The sequence below is a fragment of the Pantoea sp. Pa-EAmG genome, assembly GCF_030024295.1.
In the GTDB taxonomy this organism is placed as follows: domain Bacteria; phylum Pseudomonadota; class Gammaproteobacteria; order Enterobacterales; family Enterobacteriaceae; genus Pantoea; species Pantoea dispersa.
Genome location: NZ_JASEWO010000139.1, coordinates 1 through 12,641, shown reverse-complemented (window position 1 = coordinate 12,641; position 12,641 = coordinate 1). Strand labels below are relative to the sequence as shown.

Sequence of the window (12,641 nt, the reverse complement as noted above, 5' to 3'; positions counted from 1 at the left end):
TTTGAGTTACATCAAATTATCGCGCTGGTTCGTATTGATGAATCTATGGCCACGACGCTATTGGCCAGTGAGTTTCTCTTAAGGAAATTTAAACAACTTCCCTTTATTGTTTTGGATATCAGTGAAACGTTTCCGCAATTATCGGCTGGTAAAAAGCAGCCGCTGTTAGCACGCCTGCAACAGGAATTTCGCTTATCGCTTTCTCAATTTGGGGCAGGAAAAGCACCGGCTACGGCAGTATACGAAAATCTGTTTAGCGTGTTAAAAATGGACAAAGCGTTTATTCATGCGCTGGCGAAACGTGCCTCATTTACGCCATTTATTCAGACTGTTATCGATAATTTTTCCGCTTACGCCCCGCAAATAATTATTTGTGGCGTTGACGATAATGCCCTGCTGGAGAAAGTCAGTTCCCTGAGCGGCGCGCAGCTGCAGGGCAGTCTGTTCCCGGTGGTTAAAGCGGAACGGTTAAGCGATCTCATCTATCCGCACGTCACGCTCACCACGCCTTCACAGCAGTAACCTTTCATCTGTCTTCTCCGTCACCCCGACGGTAGACTACGCTTTATCTTTAAACGCAATGCGGGTGGCGCACCGTTGCGCACCTTCCGGAGTGTCGATGCAATTTATTAATAGCTGGCAGCAGACGTTGCCGGGATTCTACACCGCGCTGGACCCAACGCCGCTTGCCGGCGGGCGGTTGTGTTATCACAATGACGCGCTGGCGCAGGAGATGGGCCTGGATGCCGCGCTGTTTGCTGGCCAGGGCCACGGCGTGTGGTATGGCGCAGCGTTGCTTCCCGGCATGTCGCCGCTGGCGCAGGTCTACAGCGGGCACCAGTTTGGCGTGTGGGCCGGTCAGCTGGGTGACGGACGCGGTCTGCTGCTGGGCGAACAGCAACTGGCCGACGGCCGCAAACTTGACTGGCATCTGAAAGGCGCGGGCCTGACCCCCTATTCACGCATGGGTGATGGCCGCGCGGTGATCCGTTCCAGCGTGCGCGAGTTTCTCGCCTCGGAAGCGCTGCACCATCTTGGCATCCCGACCACGCGCGCGCTGGCGCTGGCCATTGGCGACGAACCGGTCCAGCGTGAAACCCGCGAGCGCGGCGCGATGCTGATGCGCATCGCCGACAGCCATCTGCGTTTTGGTCACTTCGAGCATTTCTATTACGGCGGTGAGCCGGAGAAAGTGCGCCAGCTGGCGGATTACGCGATTCATCATCACTGGCCGCAGCTGGAGCAGGAGGCCGATCGTTATCTGTTGTGGTTTACCGATATCGTCAAACGCACCGCCAGCCTGATTGCGCAGTGGCAGAGCGTCGGCTTCGCACATGGCGTGATGAATACCGATAATATGTCGATCCTCGGCCTGACGCTCGATTACGGGCCTTATGGTTTCCTTGATGACTACAATGCGGATTTCATCTGTAATCACAGCGATTATCAGGGGCGCTACGCCTTCAGCAACCAGCCGATGATCGGCTTGTGGAATCTTAACCGCCTGGCGCATGCGCTGTCCGGTTTGCTGAGCACGGAACAGTTGAAACAGGCGCTCAGCCATTACGAAAGCGAGCTGATGCGGGTGTGGGGCGAGAAAATGCGCGCGAAGCTCGGGTTGCTGACCGCCGATGCGGGGGATAACGCCATTCTCACTGACCTGCTGGCGCTGATGACGGCAGAGCACAGCGATTACACCCTGACGTTCCGCCTGCTGAGCGAGACGCAGCAGACAGAGACGCGTTCACCGCTGCGCGATGAGTTCATCGACCGTGACGCCTTCGACCGCTGGTATCACGGCTATCGCCAGCGCCTGCTGCAGGATGGCGTCAGCGATGCGCAGCGTCAGGCAGTCATGAAAGCGGCTAACCCGGCGCTGGTGTTGCGCAACTATCTGGCCCAGCAGGTGATCGATGAGGTTGAGCAGGGGGAAACGGCGGCGCTGGCCAGATTACATCTGGCGCTGCAGCAGCCGTTTAACGAGGCGGCCATCAGTCCGGAACTGCGCCAGCGGCCGCCGGAGTGGGGAAAAACGCTGGAGGTGAGCTGCTCCAGCTAGCAGGCATCAGAAGCGGCTGTCCACGGCAGCCGCCAGCAGCGCCAGCACCTCCGCGCTATCATCCCAGCCGAGGCACGGATCGGTAATCGACTGGCCGTAGGTCAGCGGCTGGCCGCTCACCACTTTCTGATTCCCCTCCTGCAGGAAACTCTCAATCATCACTCCCGCCACTGCCCGCGAACCGGCCCGGATCTGCGCCGCCACGTCCTGCGCCACATCGCGCTGGCGGCGATGCTGCTTCAGGCAGTTGCCGTGGCTGAAGTCGATCACCAGCTGTTCCGGCAGGTTGAAGTCGCGCAGGTTGGCGGCCGCAGCGGCGACATCTTCAGCGTGATAGTTCGGCTGACGCCCGCCGCGCAGGATCACGTGACCGTGCGGGTTGCCGCTGGTCTGATAAATCGTCATCTGCCCGGTTTTGTCAGGTGACAGGAACATATGGCTGACGCGCGCGGCGCGAATCGCATCAACCGCGATCTGCACATTGCCGTCGGTGCCATTCTTGAAGCCCACCGGGCAGGAGAGCGCCGAGGCCATTTCACGGTGAATCTGGCTCTCGGTGGTGCGCGCGCCAATCGCGCCCCAGCTGATCAGGTCGGCAATAAACTGGCCGATCACCATATCGAGGAATTCCGTGGCGGTTGGCATGCCGATGGCGTTGATATCCAGCAGCAGCTGGCGCGCGATAGCGATGCCGCGGTTGACGTCGAAGCTGCCATCGAGATCCGGATCGGAAATCAGACCTTTCCAGCCGACTACGGTGCGCGGCTTCTCAAAGTAGGCACGCATCACAATTTCCAGCCGGTCCTTGTGCTGTTCACGCAGCAGACTGAGACGCTCTGCGTACTCCAGCGCGGCCTTTGGGTCGTGCAGCGAGCAGGGGCCGATAATCACCAGCAGGCGTGGATCTTCACCGGTCAGGATGCGCGCGATGCGCTGACGCGCGGCGGTAACGTTAGCGGCAATCGCCGCCGAAATGGGGTGTTGTTGCGCCAGCGCGGCCGGCGTCAGCAGCGTGCCGATGCGCGCGGTGCGCAGTTCATCAGTTTTGTTCATTGGGATTCTCAAAAATCTGTTCTTCGCAGCGGTGAAATACCGGGAAGTGATGATGATCACAATAAACCATTAGCCCGTGAATTCAACCAGCTAAATCAAAAGGCTATTCATTACTGACGGCAGCCAGGCTTTACAACCTGGCAGGTGAGGTCAGTACATGCTGCGGCGCAGGCCCATGATGTCGAGGATTTTGGTGGCGATCTCTTCGACAGAGTAATTAGTGCTGTTGAGATAGCGAATCTGATGGGTGCGGAACAGCGCCTCCACTTCACCGACCTCCAGCCGGCACTGACGCATCGACGCATAACGGGTATTTTCAGCGCGCTCCTGACGAATCGCCGCCAGCCGTTCCGGATCGATGGTCAGGCCAAACAGCTTGTGCTGATGGGCGCGCAGCGCAGGCGGCAGCTTTAGGTTATCCATGTCATCAGCGATGAACGGATAGTTAGCCGCGCGTACACCAAACTGCATCGCCAGGTACAGGCTGGTCGGGGTTTTGCCGCAGCGCGATACCCCCAGCAGAATCACCTGCGCATCTTCCAGCCCGCGCAGCGAAATACCGTCATCGTGCGCCAGGGTGTAATCAATCGCGGCGATGCGGGCATCGTATTTGCCTAAGTTACTGGCGGTCAGGCCGTGGGTACGGTGCGCCACCGGCATCGAGGCCACGCCCAGTTCGCTCTGCAGCGGTGCCACCAGCGCCTGCACGATGTCCTGGCAGAAGCCTTCGCTCTCCAGAATGATGTCGCGCACCTCTGGTGTGACAATCGAGAAAAACACCAGCGGACGCACGCCGCTCTGCTGGTAGAGCGCATTGATCTGGGCTTTCACCGCCTGGGCGCGCTGCACATTCTCCACGAACGGCAGCGTCACGCTGTTGGTATTCACCGGAAACTGCGACAGCACCGCGTGGCCCAGCACTTCCGCGGTGATGGCGGTGCCGTCAGAGATATAGAATACGCTGCGTTCAGTGCTCATGGTTGACCTCATGCTTTTGTTTACTTTTGCGTAACATTATCACCTAAAATATTTCATTTTCACTAAGGGTAAAATGAAATATCCCTATCTGCCCGGAGAATAATCTATTTTTACGCTGCGCTTATTACCCATCATAGATGAAAAGCCGGGTTGTTCAGCGCTAATTTCTCGCTTTTGCCCGCGCGGGCGCAAAATAAAAACGGCAAGCGTTGCGCAACAAAAAACGCGGCTAACCTCATGAAAAATTGAAAAATATCGCATTGTCAATAGGTTGGTAAAAAATAGCTGCGTTGCGCAACAAGGCGCTTTTCGGGGAGTAATCCGATTTTAACGCTGATTTTCTGCTTTAACGATTCAACACTTAGTCTTTATTAATTGATTGTGCCAGGCTGATTTGGCGAATAGCAAAATGTTCCATGTGCTCCAATCATTTAAAAGGATAATCTCAATGTCCAATCAAGACCAACAGTCGCTAGTGCTCTGGTACAACCAGCTTGGCATGCATGATGTTGATCGGGTGGGGGGCAAGAATGCTTCCCTGGGAGAAATGATTACCAATTTGTCGTCGCTCGGGGTATCCGTGCCAAACGGCTACGCGACGACATCTTACGCTTTTAATCAGTTTCTCGACCAAAGCGGACTGAACCAGCGTATTTATGCATTGCTGGACAACACGGATATTGATGATGTTGCAGCGCTGGCGCAGGCCGGCAAACAGATTCGTCAATGGGTGGTGGATACGCCTTTCCAGCCAGAGCTGGAAGCGGCGATCCGCAGCGCCTATGAACAACTTTCTGCTGATGACGCCGAAGCCTCCTTTGCGGTGCGCTCTTCGGCCACCGCCGAGGATATGCCCGATGCCTCGTTTGCCGGCCAGCAGGAAACGTTCCTTAACGTGCAGGGCTTCGACGCGGTGCTGGTGGCCGTGAAGCACGTATTCGCCTCGCTGTTTAACGATCGCGCCATTTCATACCGCGTGCATCAGGGCTACGACCACCGTGGCGTGGCACTCTCGGCCGGTGTACAGCGCATGGTACGTTCCGATCTCGCCTCCTCCGGCGTGATGTTCACCATTGATACCGAATCCGGCTTCGACCAGGTGGTGTTCATCACCTCGGCGTTCGGTCTTGGCGAAATGGTGGTGCAGGGCGCGGTCAACCCGGATGAGTTTTACGTGCACAAACCGACGCTGGCCGCTAATCGCCCGGCGATTGTGCGCCGTACCCTGGGCTCGAAGAAGATCCGCATGGTGTATGCTGATTCGCAGGAGCACGGCGAACAGGTGCGCATTGAGGACGTGGAACAGGAACAGCGAGACCGCTTTAGCCTGACCGATGACGAAGTGCAGGCGCTGGCGCGCCAGGCGGTGCTGATTGAGCAGCACTATCAGCGTCCGATGGATATTGAGTGGGCCAAAGATGGCCACACCGGCAAACTGTTCATCGTGCAGGCGCGGCCGGAAACCGTGCGTTCCAACGGACAGGTGATGGAACGCTACAGCCTGCAGGGCAAAGGCAGCGTGCTGGTGGAAGGCCGGGCCATCGGCCATCGCATCGGTGCGGGTGAAGTGAAGGTGATTCACGACATCAGCGAGATGCACCGCATCGAGAAAGGCGATGTGCTGGTCACCGACATGACCGACCCGGACTGGGAACCGATCATGAAGAAGGCGTCGGCGATCGTCACCAACCGCGGCGGCCGGACCTGTCACGCGGCAATCATTGCGCGCGAGCTGGGCATTCCGGCAGTGGTGGGCTGTGGTGACGCCACCGAGCACCTGAAGGACGGTCATAAGGTCACGGTGTCATGCGCTGAAGGCGATACCGGCTATGTGTATAACGATCTGCTGGACTTTGAAGTCACCAGCTCGCAGGTTGATACCATGCCGGATCTGCCGCTGAAAATTATGATGAACGTCGGTAACCCGGATCGCGCGTTTGACTTTGCCTGCCTGCCAAATGAAGGCGTTGGGCTGGCGCGTCTGGAGTTCATCATCAACCGCATGATTGGCGTGCACCCGAAAGCCTTGCTGGAGTTTGATCAGCAGACGCCGGAACTGCAGGCGCAGATTGGTCAGATGATGAAAGGCTTTGACGATCCGGTGGAGTTCTACATCGCGCGGCTGACCGAAGGGATCGCCACGCTGGGCGCGGCCTTCGCGCCGAAGCGCGTCATTGTGCGATTGTCGGATTTCAAAACCAACGAGTATGCCAACCTGGTCGGCGGCGAGCGTTACGAGCCGGAAGAGGAAAACCCGATGCTGGGCTTCCGCGGCGCCGGACGCTACGTGGCGGACAGCTTCCGCGACTGCTTTGCGCTGGAGTGTGAAGCCGTGAAGCGCGTGCGCAACGACATGGGGCTGACCAACGTTGAGATCATGGTGCCGTTTGTACGCACCGTCGATCAGGCCGAGGCCGTGGTGGCCGAACTGGCGAAGCAGGGCCTGAAACGCGGCGAGAACGGGCTGAAGGTGATCATGATGTGTGAGATCCCGTCCAACGCGCTGCTTGCAGAACAGTTCCTGCAGCACTTTGACGGCTTCTCTATCGGCTCCAACGACATGACGCAGCTGGCGCTGGGGCTGGATCGCGACTCCGGCGTGGTGTCGGCGCTGTTTGATGAGCGCAACGATGCGGTGAAGGCGCTGCTGTCGATGTCAATTCAGGCGGCGAAGAAGCAGGGCAAATATGTCGGCATCTGCGGCCAGGGGCCTTCCGATCATCAGGACTTTGCTGCCTGGCTGATGGAGCAGGGCATCGACAGCCTGTCGCTCAATCCGGATACCGTGGTGGAAACCTGGCTGAGCCTCGCTGAGTTGGACGCGGCCAAAGCATAATCTGTTACACCTGCCTGGTGCCCGGCAACCGTCGGGCACCTGTCTGTTATCTCATCCTACTTTTCATCACCTGAGATTGCCATAAACCCAGCGCTGACGGCGTTCGCCGCCGGGCCGCTCTGTTTATCGCTGAATTGCAGGCAAAAAAAAGCCCATCACAGGGGATGGGCAAAGACTACACACAGCAATTCTTCACTTTACTCAGGGGAAAAAGGTTGTTTAAAAATCAGTGGCTTGATTTAAAACATAGTGAACATGTTATTCACCGCCGCCGCTGGCGTCTTTAAGAATCCTCTTATTAGTTTAAAGCTGATAATCTTTCATTACGTTTTATGACCCATCCGGCACAGGAATCAGTGCGAAAAATAATCATTTTATCGGTCCGATCGGGCTTAAACGCTGAAAAGTGCGTTTTTTCTTAAAAATCACTAATGGAAAAAATTATTGTGTCGCGAAATTAAGTGGTACGGATTAATGAGTGTTAACCACGGCTGACTAATGCAAATCGCGATGGGTGCGGAGAGGGAAAAGCGGATAAGCAAACCGGGCCTGAGGCCCGGTTATGCGCCGGAAGCGCGTTATGGCTGCGGCTCTTCGTGTTCGGCCAGTGCTTCGATGGCCGTTTCCGGATCGTCATCCGGCGCCGGCGCTTCATGCATCCACACCGAAACCAGCCGGTAAGAGACCGCCAGTACGACCGGACCGATAAACAGTCCAATCATACCGAAGGCGAACAGCCCGCCGATGACGCCGGAAAGTATCAGAATCATCGGTAAATCGGCGCCCATGCGAATCAGCATCGGACGCAGCACGTTATCCAGCGTGCCGACTACGCAACTCCACACTAACAGCACCGTGCCCCAGGTGGTGTCGCCGCTCCAGTAGAGCCAGATAATTGCCGGCACCAGCACAATCAACGGTCCAAGCTGCACCAGGCAGGTAAGAATCATTAATACGGTCAGCAGCGTGGCATACGGAATGCCGGAAATCGCCAGACCGATGCCGCCCAGCACGCCCTGCACCAGCGCGGTCACCACCACGCCGAGCGCCACGGCGCGGATCGCCTGACCGGCCAGCAGCACGGCGGCGTCACCGCGCCGTCCGCCCATGCGGTAGGCAAAGTGCCGGATGCCGAGACCAACCTGCTCACCGCGCCAGTACAGCAGCACGCTGAACAGCAGCATCAGGGCAAGGTGCAGCATGAAACGGCCAAAGTGTCCGGCCTGGGCGACAAAGAAGCCGGTGGTGCGGCCAATATAAGGCTGGACCTGGCTCATGATCGCCGCGCCGCCGCCGTCGATCAGTTTATGGTAGCTGGAATAGAGTTTGCGTCCGGCATAGGGAATATCGCGCAGCCAGGCGAGATCCGGCAGCACCAGATGGCGCTGGGTCGCCCAGGCGATGACCGGCGCGCTGTTATCAATCAGGCTGCTGACCAGCAGCGCGATAGGAATAATAAACAGCAGCAACAGCAGAATCGTCATGGCGATCACCGCCAGCGAACGGCGACCCCACAGCAGTTGCTGCAGACGAATCATCAGCGGCCAGGTGGCAATCACCACCATGCTGGCCCAGGCGAAGCCGAGAATGAACGGCTGCACCACCCACAGACAGGCAATGATCATCAGCAAAATAAACATCAGCGAGAACAACATTTGCGGTAAGTCCACACCGCGTTGCAGGCTTTTCATCACAACTCAGACCTCAGTAATCCTTCAGGAGGGCGCTCCGCGGCGCCTTCACAATGATGATCTATTTCCTGAAAATTAAACAGAAAAAGCAGCGCGACGCGGCCGTTTTCCTGAAAAAACAGCGGGCGGCAAAAAAATGTGATACAACCAAGAGCTGAAAAAAATTAACCACGCAAACGTTTACAACATCCCGGTCACGAAATAATGATCCCACAGATTTCTCAGGCGCCAGGCCTCGTTCAACTGGTGCTGACATTCCTGCAGTCGCTGAAAGAACAAGGTTTTACCGGCGACACCGCGACCAGCTATGCCGACCGCCTCACGCTCTCCACCGATAACAGCATCTATCAGCTCCTGCCCGATGCGGCGCTGTTTCCGCGTTCAACGGCGGACGTGGCGCTGATCGCCCGACTGGCTGGTGAGCCGCGTTTCAACAGCCTGGTGTTTACCCCGCGCGGCGGCGGCACCGGCACTAACGGGCAGTCACTCAATCAGGGCATTGTGGTCGACATGTCGCGCTACATGAACCGCATCCTTGAGATCAACACCGAGCAGGGCTGGGTGCGGGTAGAAGCCGGCGTGGTGAAGGACCAGCTTAACGCCTGGCTTAGGCCGTACGGCTTTTTCTTCTCTCCGGAGCTGTCGACCAGTAACCGCGCCACGCTGGGCGGCATGATCAATACCGATGCCTCCGGTCAGGGCTCGCTGGTGTATGGCAAAACCTCCGATCACGTCGAAGGCCTGCGTGCCGTGCTGCTGGGCGGCGAAATTCTTGATACGCGCGCCATGCCCACCGCGCTGGCGGAACAGCTGGCCACAACGCCGACCGCTGAAGGGCGCATCTATAAAGCAGTGCTTAACCGCTGCCGCGAGCAGCGTGAACTGATTCTGGCAAAATTCCCCAAACTGAACCGCTTCCTTACCGGTTATGACCTGCGCCATGTGTTCAGTGATGATTTGCAAACTTTCGACCTGACGCGCCTGTTATGCGGTGCCGAAGGCACGCTGGCCTTTATCACCGAAGCCCGGCTGGATATCACACCCATTCCCAAAGTGCGCCGGCTGGTGAACATTAAGTACGATTCGTTCGATTCCGCACTGCGCAATGCGCCTTTTATGGTCGAGGCGCAGGCCCTGTCGGTGGAGACAGTGGATTCGAAAGTGCTTAACCTGGCGCGCGAGGATATCGTCTGGCATTCGGTCAGCGAGCTGATCACCGATGTGCCAGGCAAAGAGATGCTTGGCCTGAATATTGTCGAGTTTGCCGGCGACGATGCGGCGCTGATTGCGCAGCAGGTGACGACGCTGTGCGCGCGGCTGGATGAGCTGATGGCGCAGCAGCAGGGCGGCGTGATGGGCTATCAGCTGTGTGATGATCTGGCGGGCATTGAGCGCATCTATAACATGCGTAAAAAAGCGGTAGGTCTGCTTGGCAACGCCAAAGGGCGCGCCAAACCGATTCCGTTCGTGGAAGACACCGCCGTGCCGCCGGAGCATCTGGCGGATTACATTGTGGATTTTCGTGCGCTGCTCGACAGCCACGGCCTGAGCTATGGCATGTTTGGTCACGTGGATGCCGGCGTGCTGCACGTGCGTCCGGCGCTGGACATGTGCGATCCGCAGCAGGAGATGCTGATGAAGCAGATCTCGGACGAAGTGGTGGCGCTTACCGCGCGCTACGGCGGTCTGCTGTGGGGCGAGCACGGCAAAGGCTTCCGTGCCCAGTACAGTCCGGCGTTCTTTGGCGAAACGCTGTTTAATGAGCTGCGCCGCATCAAAGCGGCGTTCGATCCGGATAACCGTCTCAACCCCGGCAAAATCTGTACGCCGCTGGGTAACGACGAACCCATGATGCAAGTCGATGCGGCCACGCGCGGCAGCTGGGATCGCCAGATTCCGCTGACGGTACGCAATGACTGGCGCGGCGCGATGGAGTGTAACGGCAACGGACTGTGCTTTAACTTTGACGTGCGCAGCCCGATGTGCCCGTCGATGAAAATCACCCGCAATCGTATCCACTCGCCAAAAGGACGCGCCACGCTAACGCGTGAGTGGCTGCGCCTGCTGGCGGAGCAGGGCGTTGACCCGCTTAAGCTGGAGCAGGCCTTGCCAGCACAGGGCGCCAGCCTGCGCAGTCTGATTCAGCGCACGCGCAATTCGTGGCATGCGAAGCAGGGCGAATATGACTTCTCGCATGAAGTGAAAGAGGCGATGTCCGGCTGCCTGGCGTGTAAAGCCTGCTCGACGCAGTGCCCGATTAAAATCGATGTGCCGAACTTCCGCTCGCGCTTCCTGCAGCTTTATCACACCCGCTATCTGCGCCCGGTCAGCGACCATCTGGTGGCGTCGGTTGAAAGCTATGCGCCGCTGATGGCGAAAGCTCCGCGGGTGTTCAACTTCTTCCTGAAACAGCCGTGGATGCGCGATCTCAGCCAGCGCCACATCGGCATGGTCGATCTGCCGCTGCTCTCCTCGCCGAGCCTGAAGCAGCAGCTGAGCGGCCACCCGGCGATGCGGGTCACGCTGGAGCAACTCGAGGCGATGGATGCGGCCCAGCGCGAACAGCACGTGCTGGTGGTGCAGGATCCGTTTACCAGCTATTACGAAGCGCAGCTGGTGACCGATTTCATCCGGCTGATTGAAAAACTCGGCTACCGGCCGGTGCTGCTGCCGTTCTCTCCTAACGGGAAAGCGCAGCACGTGAAAGGTTTTCTGCAGCGCTTTGCCCGCACCGCCGGCAAAACCGCTGAATTCCTCAACCGGGTGGCGCAGCTCGGCGTGCCAATGGTCGGTGTCGATCCGGCCACGGTGCTGTGCTATCGCGACGAGTATCAGCAGGTGCTGGGCGAGCAGCGCGGCACGTTCAGTGTGCAGCTGGTGCATGAATGGCTGCACGGCGTGCTGGCCGGGCGCGAGGAGCAGATCGCCAGCGGCGAAGCCTGGTATCTGTTTGCCCACTGCACCGAGGTCACGGCGCTGCCGTCGACGCCCAATCAGTGGCAGGCTATTTTTGCCCGCTTTGGCGCGAAGCTGGAGAACATCAACGTGGGCTGCTGTGGCATGGCCGGCACTTATGGTCACGAGAGTAAAAATCTGGCCAACTCGCTGGGCATTTATGAACTGTCGTGGCATCCGCAACTGCAGAAGCTGCCGCGTCAGCGCTGTCTGGCGACCGGCTTCTCCTGCCGCAGCCAGGTGAAACGCGCCGAGGGCAACGGTATGCGCCATCCGCTACAGGCTTTGCTGGAATTGATGTAAACAAATTGTAGGAGCCGTCACAAAGCTGGATTAGAATATCCAGCCTGCGTGGCGGACGAAATCACTTTGCAGGCGGGTCGCCTGGTCCCAGTCGCCGCTGAGCGCCAGTTGATGACACAAACGGGTCAGCGACAGGCGCGCCAGCTGGTAAGCCTGAATACGGAACAGGCGATCGCGATCGGCATTGCCCATCTCCTGCACTAAGCGGTGGTGCAGCTTGCCCATCGCGTGCAGGTAGCTGTGATCGTCGCCGTTCAGCTGGCAGATTTCGGCCATGTCGAGACAGGTATCGTTAAAACGACGCAGTTGTTCAATGGAACAATCGGTGCGGTTGAGCTTTGCCTGAGCCAGATAGAAGTCGACGGTGATATCGCGGACCGAAAACTTATATTCGTCGATTTTGTGTTGTAACCAGGCTGAGACGGAAAGCGTCATGTCGCCACCCAAAGTAGGTTAATGATAATCATTATCATATTAAACCGCGCCAGGAATGCAATTCCCGCCGTGAAATTTTATTGATTTCCTTTGCCTGTTACAAAAATCGGCAATAACAATCTCTTTACATTCAGCAAAGGCGTAACCTATCAATCAGAGCATAAACGTAAAAAGGGAACTGGAAAATTTACGGCTTATGAACAGGTTACGTTTTGACGGCGCGCGCGGGAATGGCGCGCACAAGCTGGTGGGAAGGGACTATGCTTAATAAAGCAGCAGTAAAAAACAGCACGAGATGATTATCCCTGCAAAACAAGAGGTTGAAGTGATA

At 57.6% G+C, this 12,641-nt stretch carries 8 protein-coding genes and 1 other RNA gene; 4 read left to right on the top strand and 5 right to left on the bottom strand.

The annotated features are described in order from the left end of the window. Both QMM04_RS16705 and QMM04_RS16700 read left to right on the top strand, forming a co-directional pair. On the top strand, positions 1-522 hold a 522-nt coding region (locus QMM04_RS16705), incomplete at its 5' end, for an EAL domain-containing protein (RefSeq protein ID WP_282996568.1). 97 nt (positions 523-619) lie between these two features. Further along, positions 620-2,059 (top strand): protein adenylyltransferase SelO family protein, encoded by a 1,440-nt coding sequence (locus tag QMM04_RS16700; protein WP_282996567.1) that lies wholly within the window; start codon positions 620-622, stop codon positions 2,057-2,059. A 6-nt stretch (positions 2,060-2,065) separates the two neighbouring features. On the opposite strand, the gene QMM04_RS16695 is transcribed toward QMM04_RS16700, so the two are convergent. Further along, complete coding sequence (locus QMM04_RS16695; RefSeq protein WP_058780654.1) at positions 2,066-3,112, bottom strand: 3-deoxy-7-phosphoheptulonate synthase; 1,047 nt, start codon at positions 3,110-3,112, stop codon at positions 2,066-2,068. Positions 3,113-3,262: 150 nt separating this feature from the next. After that, positions 3,263-4,090, bottom strand: a complete 828-nt coding sequence (locus tag QMM04_RS16690) for a pyruvate, water dikinase regulatory protein (protein ID WP_021506237.1) — start codon at positions 4,088-4,090, stop codon at positions 3,263-3,265. Between the two features lie 448 nt (positions 4,091-4,538). Between QMM04_RS16690 and ppsA the strand changes: the two genes are divergently transcribed. Beyond that, positions 4,539-6,926: a phosphoenolpyruvate synthase gene (gene ppsA, locus QMM04_RS16685; protein WP_088515864.1), complete on the top strand. Its 2,388-nt coding sequence runs from the start codon at positions 4,539-4,541 to the stop codon at positions 6,924-6,926. Positions 6,927-7,066: 140 nt separating this feature from the next. Here the strand turns inward: ppsA and rprA are convergent. After that, an RNA gene (gene rprA / locus QMM04_RS16680) (antisense sRNA RprA) lies at positions 7,067-7,174 on the bottom strand. A gap of 330 nt (positions 7,175-7,504) precedes the next feature. Then, complete coding sequence (gene ydiK / locus QMM04_RS16675) at positions 7,505-8,617, bottom strand: AI-2E family transporter YdiK (protein ID WP_282996566.1); 1,113 nt, start codon at positions 8,615-8,617, stop codon at positions 7,505-7,507. Between the two features lie 204 nt (positions 8,618-8,821). On the opposite strand from ydiK, the gene QMM04_RS16670 reads away from it, so the two are divergent. After that, the gene (locus QMM04_RS16670) at positions 8,822-11,875 is read left to right on the top strand and encodes an FAD-binding and (Fe-S)-binding domain-containing protein (RefSeq protein ID WP_104092870.1); all 3,054 of its coding nucleotides are present in this window, start codon (positions 8,822-8,824) and stop codon (positions 11,873-11,875) included. A gap of 30 nt (positions 11,876-11,905) precedes the next feature. Here the strand turns inward: QMM04_RS16670 and QMM04_RS16665 are convergent, their stop codons facing one another. After that, positions 11,906-12,310, bottom strand: a complete 405-nt coding sequence (locus QMM04_RS16665; RefSeq protein WP_021506233.1) for a hypothetical protein — start codon at positions 12,308-12,310, stop codon at positions 11,906-11,908. Positions 12,311-12,641 lie beyond the last annotated feature (331 nt).